This window comes from Acidovorax sp. KPB24-03 (genome assembly GCF_057546605.1).
In genome coordinates this window covers 1-19,914 of sequence record NZ_BAAJYR010000054.1, presented here as the reverse complement: position 1 = coordinate 19,914, position 19,914 = coordinate 1, and the positions used below count along the sequence as shown (strand labels likewise).

The 19,914-nt window shown below is 67.1% G+C and carries 15 protein-coding genes and 2 pseudogenes; 6 read left to right on the top strand and 11 right to left on the bottom strand.

Going from position 1 to position 19,914, the window contains the following annotated elements; translation table 11 throughout:
- The first annotated feature begins 55 nt into the window (after nt 1-55).
- Nucleotides 56-1,522, top strand: coding sequence for a glucose-6-phosphate dehydrogenase (gene zwf / locus AC27KI_RS09300; protein WP_284410876.1), 1,467 nt, complete (start codon nt 56-58; stop codon nt 1,520-1,522).
- 174 nt (nt 1,523-1,696) lie between these two features.
- Nucleotides 1,697-2,542 carry a MurR/RpiR family transcriptional regulator gene (locus tag AC27KI_RS09295; protein ID WP_272551228.1) on the top strand — a complete coding sequence of 282 codons (846 nt, stop codon included), beginning with the start codon at nt 1,697-1,699 and terminating at the stop codon, nt 2,540-2,542.
- 85 nt (nt 2,543-2,627) lie between these two features.
- On the opposite strand, the pseudogene fabF reads toward AC27KI_RS09295, so the two are convergent.
- A pseudogene (gene fabF / locus AC27KI_RS09290) lies at nt 2,628-3,895 on the bottom strand (beta-ketoacyl-ACP synthase II).
- A 165-nt stretch (nt 3,896-4,060) separates the two neighbouring features.
- Here fabF and AC27KI_RS09285 point away from each other — a divergent pair.
- Both AC27KI_RS09285 and AC27KI_RS09280 read left to right on the top strand, forming a co-directional pair.
- Nucleotides 4,061-4,658, top strand: a pseudogene (locus AC27KI_RS09285) (TetR/AcrR family transcriptional regulator).
- 136 nt (nt 4,659-4,794) lie between these two features.
- Nucleotides 4,795-5,229, top strand: coding sequence for a DoxX family protein (locus tag AC27KI_RS09280; protein ID WP_284429865.1), 435 nt, complete (start codon nt 4,795-4,797; stop codon nt 5,227-5,229).
- A 117-nt stretch (nt 5,230-5,346) separates the two neighbouring features.
- Here the strand turns inward: AC27KI_RS09280 and AC27KI_RS09275 are convergent, their stop codons facing one another.
- The 9 genes from AC27KI_RS09275 to AC27KI_RS09235 form a co-directional block, all read right to left on the bottom strand.
- Nucleotides 5,347-6,420, bottom strand: a complete 1,074-nt coding sequence (locus AC27KI_RS09275) for an ABC transporter ATP-binding protein (RefSeq protein WP_487113549.1) — start codon at nt 6,418-6,420, stop codon at nt 5,347-5,349.
- Entirely contained in the window at nt 6,417-7,394 is a 978-nt protein-coding gene (locus AC27KI_RS09270) for an ABC transporter ATP-binding protein (RefSeq protein ID WP_272567463.1), read from the bottom strand. Before AC27KI_RS09270 ends, AC27KI_RS09275 begins: the two co-directional genes overlap by 4 nt.
- Nucleotides 7,395-7,403: 9 nt before the next feature.
- Nucleotides 7,404-8,315: an ABC transporter permease gene (locus AC27KI_RS09265; protein ID WP_284405054.1), complete on the bottom strand. Its 912-nt coding sequence runs from the start codon at nt 8,313-8,315 to the stop codon at nt 7,404-7,406.
- Nucleotides 8,316-8,423: 108 nt separating this feature from the next.
- Nucleotides 8,424-9,995 (bottom strand): ABC transporter substrate-binding protein, encoded by a 1,572-nt coding sequence (locus AC27KI_RS09260; RefSeq protein ID WP_317352778.1) that lies wholly within the window; start codon nt 9,993-9,995, stop codon nt 8,424-8,426.
- A gap of 53 nt (nt 9,996-10,048) precedes the next feature.
- Nucleotides 10,049-11,269: a M20 aminoacylase family protein gene (locus tag AC27KI_RS09255; protein WP_487088063.1), complete on the bottom strand. Its 1,221-nt coding sequence runs from the start codon at nt 11,267-11,269 to the stop codon at nt 10,049-10,051.
- A gap of 3 nt (nt 11,270-11,272) precedes the next feature.
- Nucleotides 11,273-12,253 carry an ABC transporter permease gene (locus tag AC27KI_RS09250; RefSeq protein ID WP_272567456.1) on the bottom strand — a complete coding sequence of 327 codons (981 nt, stop codon included), beginning with the start codon at nt 12,251-12,253 and terminating at the stop codon, nt 11,273-11,275.
- Between the two features lie 121 nt (nt 12,254-12,374).
- The gene (locus AC27KI_RS09245; protein WP_487113546.1) at nt 12,375-13,955 is read right to left on the bottom strand and encodes an ABC transporter substrate-binding protein; all 1,581 of its coding nucleotides are present in this window, start codon (nt 13,953-13,955) and stop codon (nt 12,375-12,377) included.
- A 261-nt stretch (nt 13,956-14,216) separates the two neighbouring features.
- Entirely contained in the window at nt 14,217-15,338 is a 1,122-nt protein-coding gene (locus AC27KI_RS09240) for a porin (protein ID WP_284429860.1), read from the bottom strand.
- Nucleotides 15,339-15,547: 209 nt separating this feature from the next.
- Nucleotides 15,548-16,582 (bottom strand): porin, encoded by a 1,035-nt coding sequence (locus AC27KI_RS09235; RefSeq protein ID WP_487113544.1) that lies wholly within the window; start codon nt 16,580-16,582, stop codon nt 15,548-15,550.
- Between the two features lie 305 nt (nt 16,583-16,887).
- Here AC27KI_RS09235 and coq7 point away from each other — a divergent pair, with 305 nt between their 5' ends.
- Nucleotides 16,888-17,505, top strand: a complete 618-nt coding sequence (gene coq7, locus AC27KI_RS09230; protein ID WP_284429859.1) for a 2-polyprenyl-3-methyl-6-methoxy-1,4-benzoquinone monooxygenase — start codon at nt 16,888-16,890, stop codon at nt 17,503-17,505.
- 48 nt (nt 17,506-17,553) lie between these two features.
- Here the strand turns inward: coq7 and AC27KI_RS09225 are convergent, their stop codons facing one another.
- The gene (locus tag AC27KI_RS09225; protein WP_284396445.1) at nt 17,554-18,003 is read right to left on the bottom strand and encodes an OsmC family protein; all 450 of its coding nucleotides are present in this window, start codon (nt 18,001-18,003) and stop codon (nt 17,554-17,556) included.
- A 308-nt stretch (nt 18,004-18,311) separates the two neighbouring features.
- Here AC27KI_RS09225 and ilvA point away from each other — a divergent pair, with 308 nt between their 5' ends.
- Nucleotides 18,312-19,877, top strand: a complete 1,566-nt coding sequence (ilvA, locus tag AC27KI_RS09220; protein ID WP_272567449.1) for a threonine ammonia-lyase, biosynthetic — start codon at nt 18,312-18,314, stop codon at nt 19,875-19,877.
- Nucleotides 19,878-19,914 lie beyond the last annotated feature (37 nt).

Genomic DNA, 19,914 nt, shown 5'->3' with positions numbered 1-19,914 from the left:
AAACTCGGTAACATGCCCGGCAGCTTAATTACCAATTTTCTGGGACGCGACAACGATGAGTTTCGATCTGGTTCTGTTCGGCGGCACGGGCGATCTGGCATGGCGCAAGCTGCTGCCGGCCCTTTTCCAGGCGTTCCGCCACGGCTCGCTGCCCGCGGGCGGCCGCATCATCGGCGTGGCGCGGGACGACCTGACCGACGCCGCCTACCGTGAACTGATCGCCAGCCGTTTCGCCGCTGTGGTGGACGACAAGCGCCCGAGCGCGGAGGAGTTCCAGCAGTTCGCGGCCTTGCTGCAGTACCAGCGCATGGACCTGTCCAAGCCCGAGGACTACGCCCGGCTGGCCGAGCGGCTGGGCGAGCGGCAGGCCGACACCGTGGTGATGTACCTGGCCACCGCCCCGGGCCTGTTCACCACCGCCTGCGAGCAGCTCGGCGCCGCCGGGCTGGCCACCCCGAACACGCGCGTGGTGCTGGAAAAGCCGCTGGGCCACGACCTCGAATCCAACCGCGCCATCAACGCGGCGGTGCGCACGGTGTTCAACGAGTGGCAGATCTTCCGCATCGACCACTACCTGGGCAAGCCGTCGGTGCAGAACCTGCTGGCGCTGCGCTTCGGCAATGCGCTCTTCGAGCCCCTGTGGCGCCGCGAGACCGTCGCCAGCATCGAGATCACCATGGCCGAGAAGCTGGGCGTGGAAAAGCGCGGCGCGTTCTACGACGGCACGGGCGCCCTGCGCGACATGGTGCAGAACCACGCGCTGCAGCTGCTGTGCGCGATCGGCATGGAGCCGCCCATCAACGCCCATGCCGATGCCATCCGCGACGAAAAGCTCAAGGTGCTGCGCTCGCTGGTCCCCTGGACGCCCGCCACCCTGGCACGCGACGTGGTGCGCGGCCAGTACACCGCCGGCAGCCTGAGCGGCGAGCGCGTGAAGGGCTACGCCGACGAGGACGGCGTGGCACCCGGCAGCCGCACCGAGACCTTCGTGGCCCTGCGCACCGAGATCGCCAACTGGCGCTGGGCCGGCGTGCCCTTCTACGTGCGCACCGGCAAGCGACTGGCCTCGCACGAGGCGCACATCGCCATCAACTTCCGGCCCACGCCCCACCCCATCTACCGCTCGCCGATGGGCGCGGCCAACCGACTGGTGATCCACCTGCAGCCGCGCGACGGCGTGGCGCTGCACCTGTTCGCGGCGGGCCAGGAAAAGCGCGGTACCCGCGTGTCGGAGGCGCAGGCGCTCGCGCCGGTGCACCTGGACCTCGACTTCGAGCAGCGCTTCGGCACCGAGCGCGTGGGCGCCTACGAACGCCTGCTGCTGGACGTGATCGGCGGGCGCCTGAACCTCTTCGTGCGGGCCGACGAGCAGGAAGCCGCCTGGCGGTGGGTGGAGCCCATCATGCAGGCCTGGCGCGACTCCGACGACGGCCCCCGGCCCTACTCCGCCGGCAGCTGGGGCCCCAGCGCCGCCAGCGCCATGGTGGCGCGCGACGGCCACACCTGGATGGAGGAGACTTGAGCCGCCCCCTGTGTCGCCTGCGGCGCCTTCCCCCGGAGGGGAACGACGCCCGTGGCCTGGCCAAGCCAGTTCCACGGCGTCTGCTGGCGTGGCCTGCTCCGCGGCCATCCGACGGTCAAGGCCGCGTCGGTGGCTCGCAGCACGCATGCTGTCCGGCGATGAAGGGCCCCCGTCATGCTTGAACGAATCACCGCATCCCTGCCCTCGCTGGCCCCTGCCGAGCAGCGCGTGGCGCAGCTCGTGCTGGACGACGCGCGGGCCTTTGCCCGGCTGCCGGTGCGCGAGCTGGCGGCCCGCGCCAGCGTGAGCAAACCCACCGTGGTACGGTTTTGCCGCAGCATGGGCTACGACGGCCTGGCCGACTTCAAGCTCAAGCTGGCGGGCAGCGTGAGCGAAGGGGTGCCCTTCATCCACCGCAGCGTAGACGCCGACGACAAGACCGGCGACGTGCTGGTGAAGGTGGTGGACAACGCCGCCGCCGCTTTCCTGCAATACCGCAACGCCGCCAGCACCGGTGCCATCGAGCGCGCCGCCAAGGCCATCGCGGACACCTGGCAGACCGGCCGGCGCATCGAGTTCTACGGCGCCGGCAATTCGGGCATCGTCGCGCAGGACGCGCAGCACAAGTTCTTTCGGCTGGGCATCACCAGCATCAGCACGAGCGACGGCCACATGCAGGTCATGAGCGCCACCCTGCTCGGCCCGGGCGACTGCGCGGTGATCGTCTCCAACTCCGGCCGCACGCGCGACCTGATGGACGCAGCCGACATCGCGCGCAAGAACGGCGCCACCACCATCGCCATCACCGCGAGCGGGTCGCCCCTGGCCCTGGCCTGCCACATCCACCTGGCGGCCGACCACCCCGAGGGCTACGACCGCTACAGCCCGATGGTGTCGCGCCTGCTGCACCTGCTGGTGATCGACGTGCTCGCCACCTGCGTGGCCCTGCGCATCGGCGAGCCGCTGCAGCCCCGCCTGCAGCAGATGAAGGACAACCTGCGGGCCAAGCGGTACACCTGATCCGGCCCGCCCGCCAGGAGGCGGAGGCTTTCAGGCCTCCAGCGCAATATCCACTAGGGCATTCAGCTATTATTTTTATAGCATCTCAGGACACCCATCGGCGGAACACCAGCGAGGCGTTGACACCGCCGAAGCCGAAGCCGTTGACCAGCGCATGCGCCAGCTTCATCGGGCGGGGCCGGTGGGCCACCAGGTCCAGGCCCTGGGCGAGATCGTCGGGCTGGTCCAGGTTCAGCGTGCCGGGCACGACCTGATCGCGCAGCGCCATCACCGTGAAGACCGATGCCACCGCGCCCGCCGCCCCCAGCAGATGCCCGGTCGCCCCCTTGGTGGAGGCAATGGCCACCGCGGCCCCTTCGCCGAACAGGCGGCGGATCGCCGCCAGCTCGCCCCGGTCGCCGACATAAGTGGACGTGGCATGGGCATTGAGGTGCTGCACCTGCGCCGGCTGCAGCCCGGCCTGCGCCAGCGCCGCCTGCATGCTGCGCAGGGCACCGTCGCCGTCTTCCGGGCCCGAGGTGATGTGGTGCGCGTCCGCGGAGGTGCCGTAGCCCACCACCTCGGCCAGTGGCACGGCGCCGCGCGCCAGCGCATGCTCCAGCGCCTCCAGCACCAGCACGCCGGCGCCCTCCCCCATCACGAAGCCGTCGCGCGCCGCATCGAACGGGCGAGACGCGGCGGCAGGGTGGTCCGCGAAGCCGGTGGACAAAGACTTGGCCGCGGCGAAGCCGCCCAGGCTGACGCGGTCGATCGCGGCCTCGGTGCCGCCGCACACGGCCACGTCGGCTTCGCCGCAGCGGATCATGCGCACGCCGTCGCCGATGGCCTGGATGCTGGCGGCGCAGGCCGTCACGGGTGCGCCGATGGGCCCTTTCAGGCCATGCCGTATCGACACGTGCCCCGCCGCCAGATTGACCAGGAACGATGGCACGGTGAAGGGCGACAGGCGCTGCGGCCCCCGCGTATCGGTGGTGCGCACCGCCTCGGCAATGGCGCCGAAGCCGCCGATGCCGGAGGCGATCACCGTGGCCGTGCGGTGGGCCGCGTGGGCATCCGCCGGCGCCCATCCGGCCTGCGCCAGGGCCTGCTGCGCCGCGCCGAGGGCGAAAGGGATGAAGCGGTCCATCTTGCGCGCATCCTTCGGGCCTACCACCGTGCCGGGGTCCCAGCCGCCCTCCGGGTCTTCCGTGGTCGTCGCACCACGCCGCCCACCTTGGCGGCCAGGCCCTCCACGGTGGATTCCGGCAGGCGCCGAAGGCCCGACGCGCCCGACAGCAGCCGGCTCCAGGCCCGCTCCACGCCGCAGCCCAGCGGAGACACCAACCCCATGCCGGTGACAACCACGCGCCGCATCACGGCGCTCCGTTCGAAGGCAGGCAACTCGGGTTCATTCTTGGGATTCGCCATCATGGGCCTCGCTGGTATGTGCGCGGACGGCCGCGCATTTAAGATTACGGCCGTCATCATAAATGCATGGTCATTTTTTGCGTACGGTCGCAATCAAAAAGGAATTTCCCCATGAAAGTCTCCAAGGCCCAAACGGCAGAAAACCGGCAGGGCATCCTCGATGCCGCCGCGCGGCTGTACCGGGAGCGTGGCCTGTCGGGCGTGGGCGTCGCCGACATCACCCGCGATGCGGGGCTGACGCACGGCGGCCTGTACCGGCATTTCGCCTCCAAGGACGCGCTGGTGCGCGAGGCCTGCGCGCTGGCCTTCGACTGGTCGATCCCCGCGCTGGAGGGCAGCGAGGGTGACACCCCCCTGGCATCGCGGGTGGCGAGCTACCTGTCCCCGGCGCACCGCGATCGCCCTGGCGAGGGCTGTCCCGTGGCGGCGCTGGCGGTGGATGCGGCCCGGGCCGGGGGCGGCCTCTCCGAGGTGTTCGCCCAGGGCATCGAACGCAACATCGACCGCTTCGCCCGGGTGATCGAGGGCCTGGCGCCCGCCGACAGCGCGCCCAGCGCCCAGGGCCGGGGCGCGCGCCATGGCCATGCTGGCCACCATGGTGGGCGGGCTCGTGCTGGCGCGGGCCACGGCGGACGGACGGCCCGCACTCTCGGACGAGATCCTCGCCACGCTGCGGGAACAGCTGGCCGCGCCATCCCACGGCGCGTGACGAACGCCGCCCCTGCCGTGCAAGGGACGCGGCCGCATGCACGGCCATCTCCCGGACGCAAAGTTGTGCGAAAACGCACTGACAGCCCGGGCGCGTCCCCGCATACTGCGATTTTTGACCTGGAGAGGAGAACCCCATGAACAACGCATCCCGCCACCCCGCCTCCGCCGCCGCATCGGACGATGCCGGCAAACTCGTCCTGCGTGTCGCCGTCGGCGTGCTCGTGCTGCTGCACGGCATCTTCAAGCTGCAGAACGGGGTGGGCTTCATCAGCGGCATGCTGGAGCGGGCCGGCCTGCCGGGCGCCCTGGGCTACCTGGTGTTCGTCGGCGAAATCCTGGCGCCGGTGCTGATGATCGTCGGCCTGGCCACCCGCGCGGGCGCCGCCATCGTGGTGGTCAACATGCTGGTGGCGTTCGGCCTCGTGCACATGGCCGACCTGTTCGCGCTCAACAAGCAGGGCGGCTGGGCGCTGGAACTGCAGGGCCTGTACCTGTTCGGCGCGTTGAGCGTGGTGCTGCTGGGCGCCGGGCGCTACAGCGTGGGCGGCGTGAACGGCAAATTCAACTGAACGGGGGATGGGCGGTGGCGCCCACCGCCGCTCACCCGAATCCACCCGAGTCCCTTTTTTGCTATAGAAAATATAGCTGACAGGGCATGTTTTACTAGGGCATCGGCCCGATTTCGATCAAACCGCGGCGGGAACGGGCACCGCCACCAGCGGAATGCGCCCTTCCTCGATGCCGTGGCAGGCCACGCGGGCGCCGCCCTGGTTCAGCAACTGCGGGCGCTCGGTGCGGCACCGGTCGTTGGCGTGCGGGCAACGCGGGTTGAACGCGCAGCCGGGCGGCGGGTTCAGCGGATTGGGCACCTCCCCCTGCACCGGCGTGCGCGAGCGGCCGGTGTCGTGCATCTTGGGGATGGCGTCCAGCAGCATGCGCGTGTAGGGGTGGCGCGGCGTGGCGAAAAGCTCGCGCTTGTCGGCCAGCTCCACCAGGCGCCCCAGGTACATCACGCCCACCTGGTCGCTCACATGGCGCACCACCGCGAGGTTGTGCGAGATGAACAGGTAGGTCAGGTGCCGCTCGCGCTGCAGGTCCTTCATGATGTTGAGCACCTGCGCCTGCACCGATACGTCGAGCGCCGACGTGGGCTCATCGCACACGAGGAATTCCGGCTCGGTGGCGAGCGCCCGCGCGATCGAGATGCGCTGGCGCTGGCCGCCCGAGAACTGGTGCGGGTACTTCACCATGTCCAGCGGCGACAGGCCCACCGACTGCAGCAGCTCGCCCACGCGGGCCTTCAGCTCGGCCTTGTCGGTGATGAGGCCGTGCTCGCGCAGCGGCTCGCCGATGATGTCCTCGACCAGCCAGCGCGGGTTGAGGCTGGCATACGGGTCCTGGAAGATCATCTGGATGCGGCGGCGCATGGCCTGGGCGTCCTTGCCCTTGAAGGCCGCGTGCGCGTCCTGCCCGTCGAAGGTGAGGCCGCCGCGCGTGGGCTCGTACAGGCCCACCAGCAGCCGCGCCACCGTGCTCTTGCCGCAGCCGGATTCGCCCACGAGCGCCAGCGTCTTGCCGCGCTCGATCTCGAAGCTCACGCCGTCGACGGCGTGCAGCAGCGTGCGCGGCTTGCGCTCCAGCACGCGGTTGAGCCAGGGGGCGGACACATCGAACGTCTTGGCCAGGTCGTGCGCCTGCACCAGGGGTTTGCCGGCGGCGGCGTTGGCGCTGGCCGAAGGGGTGGGAGTGTGGGCGCTCATGCGGCGGCTTTCTTGGGCAGGTCGTGCAGCCAGCAGGCGGCTTTCGTGGCGCCGGCCTGCAGCAGTTCGGGGCGCTCCACCTTGCAGCGGTCGAAGGTGTGGGGGCAGCGCGGATTGAAGGCGCAGCCCTGGGGAATGGCGTTCAGGCGGGGCATGGCGCCGTCGATCTGGTTCAGGCGTTCGCGCTCCTGCTCCATGTCGGGGATGGACGCCATCAGGCCGGCCGTGTAGGGGTGCGCCGGGTGGTTGATGACCTCGTGCACGGGGCCGATCTCGGCCACGCGGCCGGCATACAGCACCGCCACGCGGTCGCAGGTCTCGGCGATCACGCCCATGTCGTGGGTGATGAGCATCACGGCCGCGCCGCGCGATTTGCAGATGTTCTTGAGCAGCTGGATGATCTGCGCCTGGATCGACACGTCCAGCGCCGTGGTGGGCTCGTCCGCCACGATGAGTTGCGGCTCGGCCGCCAGCGCCAGGGCGATCACCACGCGCTGGCGCATGCCGCCCGAGAACTGGTGGGGGTAATGGTCCACGCGCTGCTCGGCGGCTGGGATGCCCGTGTCCTTGAGCAGGTCGATGGCGCGGCGGCGCGCCTCGGCGGCGTTCACCGGCAGGTGGGCCTGGATGGTCTCGACGAGCTGCTGGCCCACCGTGTACAGCGGGTTCAGCGAGGTCAGCGGGTCCTGGAAGATCGCGCCGATGCGCCGGCCGCGGATGTGCCGCATCTCGCGCGACGACAGGTTGTCGATGCGCTGGCCCTCCAGCACGATCTGGCCGGAGGCCACCCGCCCCGGCGGCTCCAGCAGGCCGATGATGGCCGCGCCCGTGAGCGACTTGCCGGCGCCCGACTCGCCCACCACCCCCAGGATTTCACCGGGCGCGATGGAAAAGGAGATGTCGTCCAGCGCGCGCAAGGTGCCGCGGCGGCTGGGGAATTCGACGACGAGGTTCTTGACTTCGAGAAGGCTCATTGGGTGCTTTCAGCGGAGGCGGGGGTTGAGCGCGTCGCGCAGCCAGTCGCCCAGCAGGTTCACCGACAGGGCGATCAACACCAGCATGGCGCCCGGAAACACCGTGATCCACCACTCGCCCGAGAACAGGTAGTCGTTGCCGATGCGGATCAGCGTGCCCAGCGAGGGCGAGGTGGGCGGCGCGCCCACGCCCAGGAACGACAAGGTCGCCTCGGTGATGATGGCCGTCGCCACCTGGATGGTGGCCAGCACCATCACCGGGCCCATCACGTTGGGCAGCACGTGCTTGCGCATGATGCGCAGCGAGTTGACGCCCGTCACGCGCGCGGCCTGGACATATTCCTTGTTGCGCTCCACCAGCGTGGAGCCGCGCACGGTGCGCGCATATTGCACCCAGCCGGTGAGCGAGATCGAGATGATCAGCACCCCGAACGCCAGCGACTCGTGGGCGTTGGGAAACACCGCGCGGCCCACGCCGGCGATCAGCAGCGCCACCAGGATGGCCGGGAACGACAGCATCACGTCGCACAGGCGCATGAGCACCGCATCCACCCAGCCGCCGCGAAAGCCCGCCAGCAGCCCGAGCGCCACGCCGACCACCACCGACAGCACCACCGAGGCGAAGCCCACGATGAGCGAGATGCGCGCGCCGTAGATCACCGCGGACAGGATGTCGCGGCCCTGGTCGTCGGTGCCCAGCAGGTACTTGGTGGATCCTTCAGGGCTCCAGGCCGGCGGCAGCCGCGCATCGCCCAGTTCGAGCGTGGTCAGATCGAACGGGTTGTGCGGCGCGACCCAGCCCGCGAAGAACGAGCAGAACACGCAGATGAGCGCGATCACCGCCGCGCCGATGGCCACGGGCGAGGTGCGAAAGCTGTGGCCGACATCGCTGTCGAACCATCGGAAGAGCGTTTTTTTCATCGTGTTTGGAAACCCCAGGAAACTCACTGCGGCGGCGCCGGCTGGCCACCGCCTCGGTCGGGCACCTTGCCGGCGCGCCCTGCTTGGTTGGCTACGCCGCTGCGGCACTCATTTGACGATGCTCATCCATTTGAAGGGCATGAAGTTGTCGGCCATCTGCACCAGCCTGACCTTCTTGCTCACGCCCCAGGCCAGCGCCTGCTGGTGCAGCGGCACGTGGCCGATGTCGGCGGCGTGGATCGCGAACGCCTCGCGGATCATGGCGTTGCGCTGGGTCTTGTCGGTTTCCGCCTGGATCCGCCGGGTGAGCTCGTCGACCTTGGGGTTGCAGTACGCGCCCAGGTTGAACTGGCCGGCGCCCTTGTCGTCCACGCACGTCATGAGGGCGTTCAGCGCGTTGTGCGCATCGTAGGTGGCGGGCGACCAGCCCAGCATGTAGAAGCTCGTGTCGCGGCGCAGCACCTTCGGGAAATAGGTGCCCTTGGTCTCGGCCTGCAGATTGATCTTGACGTTGATGCGCGCAAGATTGGCCGCCACCGCCTGGCACACGCGGCCGTCGTTCACGTAGCGGTCGTTGGGGCAGTTCATCGTCAGCTCGAAGCCGTTGGCGTAGCCCGCCTCGGCCATGAGCTTCTTGGCCGCATCCACGTCGTAGGGCAGCCGCTTCATGTCGGCCTGGAAGCCGTTGATGCCGGGGCCGACGAGCTGGGCGGACGGGTTGGCCGCGCCGCGCATGACGGTCTTGCGGATGCCCTCGATGTCGATGGCCTGGTAGAACGCCTGCCGCACCCGCTTGTCCTTGAAGGGGTTCTTGCCCTTCACGCTGGAATACAGCAGCTCGTCGCGCTTTTGGTCCATGCCCAGGAAGATGGTGCGCAGTTCGGGGCCCGTCACGGCGCGGGTGTTGGGGCTGGTGTTGACGCGCTCGATGTCCTGCACCGGCACGGGCTCCATCACGTCCACCTCGCCCGACAGCAGGGCCGCCACGCGAGTGGCGTCGTTGCCGATCGGCGTGTAGATGATCTCGCTGGCATTGCTCTCGATGGCGCCCCAGTAGCTGCCATTGCGCGTGAACACCGTGCGCACGTTGGGCTGGCGCTCGCGCACGCGGAACGGCCCGGTGCCATTGGCACGGAACGACGCGGCGTTCTCGATGCCCTTGCGGCGGTCCACCGGCGTCGTGGCCTGGTTGGTCTCGCACCACTTCTTGCTCATCATGTACACGAGCGTGAGCACGTCCGGCAGGATGGGATAGGGCGAGCGGGTCTCGATCTCGACCGTGTAGTCGTCGATCTTGCGCACTTCCTTGAAGTCGTTCGTGTAGCTCTTCATGTCCGAGCCCTCGACCTGCGTGCGGCCCAGCGAGAACAGCACGTCGTCCGCCGTGAACGGGGTGCCGTCGTGGAACTGCACGCCGCGCCGCAGTTCGAAGCGCCAGACCGTGGGCGAAGTCATCTTCCAGCTGGTGGCCAGCGCGGGCGCCAGGCTCAGGTCCTTGTTGCGCCCCACGAGCGGCTCGTAGACGTTGCCGGTCACGCTCAGCTGCAGCGATTCGTTGAGCGAGTGCGGGTCCATCGACAGGGCGTCGCCCTGGTTCGCCACGCGGATGGTCTGCGCCCCTGCGACGGACACCATGGCGACCATCGCCAGGGCCAACGCCGTTTTTGTCTGGAATTTCATGGGGACTCCTGAGGAAGAAAAGGGGGATGTGCGCACACGGGCCGATGCGGGCGTCAGGCGCTCGCCAGCGGCATGGCCTGCTCGACCAGGCTGGCATGCAGCGCGGCGCCCAGCGGCAGGATGTCGTCGTTGAAGTCGTAGCGGTTGTTGTGCAGCGCGCTGTTGCCCGGGCCCGTGCCCTGGCCGATGCGCAGGTAGGCGCCGGGCTTGTTCTGCAGCATGAAGGAGAAGTCTTCCGCGCCCATGCTGGGGTCAATGTCGCGCACCACGTTCTCGCCGCCCACCAGCGATTCGGCCACGTCGCCCGCGAACTGCGCATGGCTTTCGGTGTTGATGGTGGCCGGATAGATGCGTTCGTAGCGCACCGTGGCGGTGGCGCCGAAGCCGAGCGCAATGGCGCTGCACAGCTCCTGGATGCGCCGCTCCACCATGTCCTGCACCACCGGATCGAAACTGCGCACCGTGCCCACCAGCGTGGCCGTGCCAGGCAGCACGCTGAAGGCGCCCAGATCGCCCGCCTGGATCGCGCACAGGCTGATCACGGCGCTGTCGATGGGGCGCACGTTGCGCGAGACGATGCCCTGCACCGCGGTGATGATGTGCGCCGCCACCAGCACCACGTCCACCGTCTGGTAGGCATGGGCGCCGTGGCCGCCCCGGCCGGTGATCTCGATCGTCACGCGGTCGGCCGCGGCCATCATCGCGCCCGAGTTCAGGCCGATGGTGCCGGGCTTCATGGCGGGCCAGTTGTGCATGGCGTACACCGACTGCACGGGAAAGCGTTCGAACAGGCCGTCCTCCACCATCACCCGCGCGCCGGCAAAGCCCTCTTCGCCAGGCTGGAAGATCAGCACGGCGGTGCCGTCGAACTGGCGCGTGGCGGCCAGGTAGCGCGCCGCGCCGATCAGCATGGCGGTGTGCCCGTCGTGCCCGCATCCGTGCATGAGGCCGGACTTGCAGGACTTCCATGCGAAATCGTTCTGCTCGGTCATCGGCAGCGCGTCCATGTCGGCACGCAGGCCGATCATGCTGCGGCTGCCGCGGCCCTGCCCCCGGATGACGGCGACGATGCCCGTGCGCCCGATGCCGTCATGGATCTCGTCCACGCCGCAGACCTTGAGGGCCTCTTTCACGCGGGCCCCGGTGTACACCTCCTCGAAGCCGAGTTCGGGGTGGGCGTGCAGGTCCCGCCGGAATGCGGTGAGTTCGGGGTGGTACTGCGCGATGTGCGCGAAGGCCCGGCCCCCGGCCTTGAAGCGAAGCGCCTGCGCCATGTCTCAGTGCCCTCCGGCCTTGCCCACGCGCAGGCGCGGATCGACGGCGAAATACAGCAGATCGACCACGAGGTTGATCACCACGAAGATCAGCGCGATCAGGCACAGGTAGGCCGCCATCACCGGAATGTCCGCGAAGGTGACCGCCTGGATGAACAGCAGGCCCATGCCCGGCCACTGGAACACCGTCTCGGTGATGATGGCGAAGGCGATGAGGCCGCCCAGTTGCAGGCCCGTGATGGTCATCACCGGCACCAGCGTGTTCTTGAGGGCATGGCCGAAGTGGATCGCACGGTCGGACAGGCCGCGCGCGCGGGCGAACTTGATGTAGTCGGTGCGCAGCACCTCCAGCATCTCGGCGCGCACGAGCCGCATGATCAGCGTGAGCTGGAAGATCGCCAGCGTGATCGCCGGCAGCGTGATGTGGTGCCAGCCCTTGGGGGTCAGCAGCCCGGTGCTCCACCAGCCCAATTGCGTGACGGGGCCCCGCCCGAAGCTCGGGAACCAGCCCAGGTGCACGGCGAACACGAGGATCAGCAGGATCCCGATCAGGAAGGTGGGCAGCGACACGCCGAGCAGGGACAGCGTCATGAACAGCTGGCTCGCGAAGCTGCCGCGCCGCAGGGCGGCGTACACGCCCATCGGCACGCCGATCAGCAGCGCGAGCACGGCGGCCACGAGGGCCAGCTCCAGCGTGGCGGGAAAGCGCTCGGCGATCAGCCGCGACACCTTCGCGCCCTGGCGCAGGCTGAGGCCGAACTCGCCTTGCGCGGCGTTCACCAGAAAGTGCCAGAACTGCACGATGAAAGGCTTGTCCAGGCCGAGCGCCGCGCGCAGCTCACGGATCTGCTCGGGCGTGGCATCCTGGCCGAGCAGGAAGGTGACGGGATCTCCGACGTACTGGAACAGCATGAAGGAGATGAAGGCCACCGCGATCATCACGATGACGGCCTGAATCAGGCGTCGCAGAATAAAGGCAAGCATCAGTGAACCGTGAGTGAATCGGGCATGCTAGCAGGGGGATGGGCCATCGCCGCGAATACCCCCCGGCCGGCAGTTGGGCAAGCGCCAGGCCGGGTTGGCAGCCTGGGCAGGATCGCGTGCATCAATTGATCTTGACCGTGCGCATGTCCACGCGGTTGTCGGCCCGGTGGACCACGTCCACCGTCTTTTTCATGGCCCAGGGAATGACCTGGTCGTACAGCGGAATGTGCGAAACCGTGTCGTTGGACAGCTGCAGCGCCTCGGTCAGCATGCGCGAGCGCACCGGTGCATCCGTCTCCGCCTTGATGCGGTCCACGAGGTAGTCCATGCGCTCGTTGCTGTAGCGGCCCACGTTGTAATTGCCGTCGCCGCCCGTGCCGACGGTGCGCACCAGCGACTGCAGGCTGTAGAGCGCGTCGAACGTCGGCACGCCCCAGCCGAGCATGTAGATGCTGGCCTCGCTGCGCTGGATCATCGGAAAGTACGTCACCTGCGGCAGCGTGCGCAGCTTGGCTTTCACGCCGATGCGCGCCCACATGGCCGTCACGGCCTGGCAGATGGCCTCGTCGTTGATGTAGCGGTTGTTGGGGCAGGCGAAGTCCACCTCGAAGCCGTCGGCGTAGCCGGCGTCCGCCATGAGCTTCTTCGCGGCCTCGACGTCATAGGGCATGCGCTTGCCTACCGCTTCGGTCCAGCCCGCGACCTGGGGCGCCACCAGCGTGCCGGTCGGTTTGCCCAGGCCGCGCATGATGCTGCGGGTGAGCGTGTTCACATCGACGGCCTGGTAGAGCGCACGGCGCACGCGCACGTCCTTGAACGGGTTCTTGCCCTTCACGCTGGAGCCCACCAGTTCCTCGCGGAACTGGTCCATGCCGAGAAAGATGGTGCGGTTCTCCACGCCATCGACCACCTTCAGGTCGGCGCCGGAGCGCAGCCGTGCCAGGTCCTGCGGGGAGGGATCGAGCACCATGTCCACCTCGCCGGAGAGCAGGGCCGCCACGCGCGTGGACGCGGATTTGATGGGCGTGTAGATGATCTCCGTCACGTTGCCTTCCATCGTGCCCCACCAGTTCGGGTTGCGCTTGAACACCATGCGCACGTCCGGCTGCCAGGACTCGAGGGTGTACGGCCCCGTGCCCATGGCATTGCGGTGCGCGAAGTTCTCGTCGGTGCCCTTGATGTCCTTGGGCTCCACGGACTTGTTCTTTTCGGCCCAGGCCTTGCTCATGATGCGCAGCTCGGTCAGCTGGCGCAGCAGCACGGGATTGGGCGACTTGAGGAAGATGTCGAACGTCTGGGCATCGACCTTCACGATCCGGTCGAAACCTTGTACGAACGGTGTGTAGTTGGAGGTCTTGGCCATGGCCCGGGAGAGCGAATACACCGCATCGTCGGCCGTGAACGCCGAGCCGTCATGGAACTTGACGCCCTGCCGCAGCGTGAAGCGCACCTGCGTGGAGCTCACCTCGCGCCACGCAGTCGCCAGCACGGGTTCGATCTCGAAGGTGCGGCTGTTGTAGTACGTCAGCGTTTCGTACACGTTCGCGTGCAGCCCGTTCTGCAGGGCATTGTTCTGCGAGTGGATGTCCCAGGTGGAGATTTCGCCTTGGCTGGCCCATTTGAACGTCTTGGAATGAGCCAGGGGCGACGCGAGGATCGCACAGGCGGCAGCGCCCGAAACAATGGCAGTGATGAGCTTCATGGAACCCTCTTGGATAAAGCGTGGAACATGCCGCTTCCTTTTTGAGGAATGCGGAAGGTCGCTGGAAGCCGGGGTCTGGCCGGCCCAGGATCTGGCATGAGCGGGAAACCCATGCAAGGAAGGTGCCAGTCCCCGCCCTGCGCGGATCGGCGCTGGCGGGCCACCCGGCCCTTCGTGCGCACTCAGTGCAGACAGCCTCTTTCGAAGAGACTGGCGTTCGCATCGATGAACGGCTGCGCCTCGGCGCGCAGCCAGTGCCCGTCAGAAGCGGTGACGCAGGCCGATCGTGTAGCCCGTGCGGCTCTTGGCGCCATTGACCTGGCCCGCCGCGTTGCTCAGGCTGATCTGGTCGCCCTTGAGCTTGGTGTGGTCGAGTTCGAGGTACGCGTCCGTGCGTTTGGAGAACGCGTAGTCGAAGGCCATCGTGAAGAAGTCCGCCTTGCCCTTGGCGGCCGCCGTGCTGCCCTTCTGCTCGGCACGGAAGTAGTGCGCACCGATGTTCAACTGGGGCGTGATCTGATAACCCGCACCGATCTTGTAGATGGTGCGCTTGTTGGCAGCCAGGAAGGCCGGCCCACCGAAGCCGCCGTTGATCGTGCCCTGCCACATGGCGCCCAGCACAGCCCGGTCGACCGCCGTGAGGCCGTCATCCACCTTGTTCTGGCCGTAGCCCGCATTGAAGTACCAATCGCCCAGGCGGTAGGAGCCACCGACGGTCCAGGCATCGACCTTCTTGCCCGAAGCGAACTCGTAGTTCTGGTACCCCAGGCCAGCAGCCAGGCCGCCCGCTGCATAGCGCAGGTAGCCCCCGGCCGTCTTGCCACCGGTGGGACTCTTCTCATCGAACGAATACTGCAATGCGCCCCGCCATGGACCGACCTCGGCCATGTACTTGAGCATGTTGTCGGCCCGCGCGCCCAGTGCGAAGCCGATTTCCGGCTTGTACACGTCCATGTAGGGGGAATAGGGATAGGAGGCGTAGGTGCTCGTGACCAGGTCGAACAGGATGTTGTATTGACGGCCCATGGTCAGCCGTCCGAAGCCTCCCTGCACGCCCACCCAGGACTGCTGGAAATAGGGCGTCGCCGGGGTTCCCGTGTCTGCCCCGAATCGGTTCTCCAGATTGACCAGGGCCTTCAGACCACCGCCCAGGTCCTCGGTCACATTGATGCCCCAACGGCTTTGAGACATGCCGCCGCCCACCATCTGGTTCAGCGAGCCCCCGGGACTGCCGGCCGGGCCTTCGTTGTTCGTGTGGCGATATGCCATATCCACAATACCGTACAGCTGCACGCTACTGGTATTGGCCTGGGCGAAAAGCAATGGCGAGGCCACACCCAGCGCTGCAGCAGCGATGGTCTTTGTCACAAACGAAGTACGCATGTGTTGTCTCTTTCTGCTTGGAATAAGGGAAATTCATTTTAGAAATCCCGGTTTTTGCAGAACAGAGCGTATGGCAGCATACCCACAGGCGTTTTCCCTAGTCTTTTGTTACATACGCGACACAGGGGACACCAATGCAAAAAGCCGCCGACCCGAAGGTCGGCGGCTTTTTTTCTTCTCAAGAACCGCTGACTTGCGTCAGCGCCCTATTAGAAGGAGTGGCGGATACCAACTTGGTAGCCGTTGACGTTCTCGCCAGGCAGAGCGGTAGCGCCGGTCAGGCCGTTGCTGGCCAGAACGCGCGTTGCGCCGCCCTTGTTTTGCATGTGAGCGATCGTGCCGTACACAGCGGTGCGCTTGGACAGGTCATACACGTAGCCCAGAGCCAGCACGCGGGAATCGGCGCCGCTGTTCTTCAGGTCCAGGTTCGCGAACGAAGCCTTCACCGTGCCAGGACCGACAGGAGCGGTCAGGCCGATCAGGTACGTGCTGTACTTCGTTTGCACAGCAGCGTTGTTCTTTTCTTGGTGCCAGATGAAGATTGGCTTCACGACGCCCAGGTCGTACGAACCAGCGATGGAGTACGTGGTCACGTCTTGGGGAGCCGTAGCACCGCGCAGCTTGTCAGCTGCCAGGGTCACGCTCAGAGGACCGTTTTCGTAGCCACCGGCCAGGCCGAGGTAGTTGCCAGCCTTGTCATAGGCAGCGTTGGAAGGCGTTTCGCCGAAAGCGTAGTGCACGGTACCGAAGAAGCCACCCAGGTTGCCAGGGGTGCGGTAGCTCACGCCGTTGCCGATACGGAAAGGTTGACCGCCGATGCCGAAGCCCAGGAAGTTACCCACGCCGACTTGGCCGAACGGATCGTACGAGCTGGGCTTGTCGTAGCCAGCCGTCAGTTCACGACCCAGACGAACTTCACCGAAGTTGCCCATCAGGCTGACCGTGGAACGGCGCTTGAATTCGAAGCCAGGACCCGTAGCGCCGCCGCCAGCACCGGTGCCGGTGTCGTTCTGGATAGCGCCTTCGAGCCAGAAACCAGCCTTCAGACCGCCACCGAGGTCTTCAACGCCGCGGAAACCCAGACGGCTGGTTGCATTGCCGCTGTTGTACACGCCGGTCACGGAATTGTCGGCGGAGATGCGGCCAACGCCTGCATCAACGATACCGAACATCGTGACGGAAGATTGAGCCATTGCAGCGCCGGAAGCAGCCAGCACAGCCAGGGCAATCAGGGATTTTTTCATTGCGAGTTACTCCAAGGTTAAACGAGGGCGCCGGTTCGGGGGGCTGAGATGCACAAGCGCAGTCCGCCGGATCCCCGGGCCAACCTCCTGGTGGGGAAGTTGTCCTTATTGCAACAGAGCCACGTCCGTTTCGCAAAGGAATTCCCTCACAATTGCACCGAAAGGCCCAAATCGTTGCTGTGTTGCAACAACCCTTGGGGCGTCACGGAACTGACTTATCGCGGCGCCCAGCGGGCAAAGGATGCTCGCATTTTTGTATCCATTCGAAAATTTTGTAGCGCTTTCGAACTTCACCCGATTTTTCCATGGATCCACTTCTGACGGCGGTCGATACCGCACTGCGCACCCTCTTCGCCAAGCCCCGGGCAGGGGAGCCCTCACCGGCACGCGCCCATTCTGAGGCCAACCTCTCGCCCGCGGAAAAACGCTTGGCAGGCGCGCTCATGCGGGTAAACCACGTGGGCGAAGTGTGTGCCCAGGCACTCTACACCGGCCAGGCCGCCGTGACGCGCGATGCGCACCTGCGCGCCCACCTGCTGGAGGCGGCGCGAGAGGAAACGGATCATCTCGCCTGGACCCGCGAGCGGCTCGACGCACTGGGCGACCGGCCGAGCCTGCTCAATCCGCTCTGGTTCGCCGGGGCGTTCGCCATCGGATGGACTGCCGCCCAGGTCAGCGACCGGGTGAGCCTGGGGTTCGTGGTGGAAACCGAGCGGCAGGTGGCGCAGCACCTGCAAAGCCATCTGGAGCGCTTGCCGGCGCAGGACCTGGCGTCCCGCTCGGTCGTGGCACGCATGAAGAGCGACGAAGAGCGGCACGCGAGCGGCGCCTTGGCCGCGGGCGGCCAGGAGTTGCCGGCGCCGGTGCGCCTGCTGATGAAGGCCGCCGCCAAGTGCATGACCACGGTGGCGCACCGCATCTGAAGGAATGCCCTCGGTGCAGTGGCCGCCGTCAGCGCGCCGCCAGGCCGATCACCCCTCGACGATGTCGAAGCCCGTGGTGATCTCCGCCATCTTGCCCAGCATGATGCTGGCGGAACAGTATTTTTCGTGGCTCATGGCGATCGCACGTTCGACCGCCGCCGCAGGCAGCGCCTTGCCCGTCACGGTGAATTGCATGTGGATGCGGGTGAACACCTTGGGATCGACCGGCGCGCGTTCGGAGGTGAGCTTGACGCTGCAGCCGCGGACATCGTGCCGGCCGCGCTTGAGAATCAGCACGACGTCGTAGGCTGTGCAGCCCCCCGTGCCGGCCAGGACTGTCTCCATGGGGCGCGGCGCCAGGTTCTGGCCCCCGTTGGCGGGGTTGGCAGCATCGGGCGCGCCGTCCATGGCCAGGACATGGCCGCTGCCGGTTTCGGCGATGAATCCCATACCGGACCGGGTGCCCGTGGCGCCCGTCCAGGTGACTGTGCATTCCATGTTGTTTTTCTCCATCAAAAAAAAGCGAAAAAACCGCGTTTCCATCCTGGGATGGTCTATCAATTTTGCTGCAACGCAGCATGGTTTGGGCTACACTTCGCACCATGCGTTGCCCGAAAGGGTGGACAGCAAGCCCAAACGGTTTGTTCGCACCCATTGTCTCCTCCATCTCCTCAAAGGATGGATTCGGCCCCGGACTTCACAGTCCGGGGCCGTTTTTTTTTGCCTGCGCACGACGGCAGCAGCGTCGGGCCACCGCCTATGATGGCGGCCCTGCCCGCGACCGGCGCGGCAACGATCCGCACGACATGACCCAGCACCTCACGCCCCTGGACTACCTGAAGAAGATCCTCACGGCCCGCGTCTACGACGTGGCGGTCGAATCGGCCCTGGAACCCGCCAAGGCGCTGAGCCGCCGGCTCCACAACCAGGTACTGCTCAAGCGTGAGGACCAGCAGCCGGTGTTCAGCTTCAAGCTGCGGGGCGCCTACAACAAGATGGCGCACCTGTCGCCCGAGCAGTTGCAAAAGGGCGTGATCTGCGCCTCGGCTGGCAACCATGCGCAGGGCGTGGCGATGAGCGCGCACAAGCTGGGGACCCGCGCCGTCGTCGTCATGCCGACGACCACGCCCCAGCTCAAGGTGGATGCCGTCCGGACGCTGGGCGGCGAGGTCGTGCTGCACGGCGACAGCTATTCCGACGCCTACGAGCACGCGGCCCAGTTGCAGGCGGCCCAGGGCCTGACCTTCGTACACCCCTTCGACGATCCCGACGTGATCGCCGGCCAAGGCACGATCGCTATGGAAATCCTGCGCCAGCTGCAGAGCCTGGGCAGCAACCGGCTTGATGCCGTGTTCGTCGCCATTGGCGGCGGCGGGCTGGTGAGCGGCGTCGCCAACTACATCAAGGCGGTGCGCCCCGAGATCCGTGTGATCGGCGTGCAGATGAACGATTCCGACGCCATGGCGCAATCCGTGGCGTCCGGCAGCCGGGTCACACTGGCCGACGTGGGCCTGTTCTCCGACGGCACGGCCGTCAAGTTGGTGGGCGAGGAGACCTTCCGCGTGGCCCAGGGCCTGGTGGACGAATTCATGACCGTGGACACCGACGCCGTGTGCGCCGCGATCAAGGACATCTTCGTGGACACGCGCAGCATCGTGGAGCCGGCCGGCGCCCTGGCCGTGGCCGCCATCAAGCAGTACGTGGATACCCACAAGACGCGGGGCGAGACCTACGCGGCCATCCTGTGCGGCGCCAACATGAATTTCGACCGCCTGCGCTTCGTGGCCGAGCGCGCCGAGGTGGGCGAGGAACGCGAAGCCCTGCTGGCGGTCACCATTCCGGAAGAGCGCGGCAGCTTCAAGCGGTTCTGCGAGGTAGTGGGGGAACTGCCCGGCGGCCCGCGCAACGTGACCGAGTTCAACTACCGCATCAGTGACGCCGCACGCGCCCACGTGTTCGTGGGCCTGACCACGCACGGCAAGGGCGAGTCGGAAAAGATCGCCCGCAACTTCCAGCGCCACGGGTTCGAGGCGCTCGACCTCACGCACGACGAACTGGCCAAGGAGCACCTGCGCCACCTGGTGGGCGGCCGCTCGGCGCTCGCGCAGGAGGAGCGGCTGCTGCGCTTCGTCTTCCCCGAGCGGCCGGGGGCGCTGTTCAAGTTCCTGAGCCTGATGCAGCCGAGCTGGAACATCAGCCTGTTCCACTACCGCAACCAGGGCGCCGACTACGGGCGCATTCTGGTGGGCATGCAGGTGCCGCCGGGCGATGCGGCGGCGTTCGACGCTTTCCTGGCCACACTGGGCTACCCGTACGTGGAAGAAACGCTGAACCCGGCTTACCAGTTGTTCCTGCAGGCCGGGCGCGCCTAGCCCGAAGGCTTGGCACCAAAACGGCCTCCAGCACAAT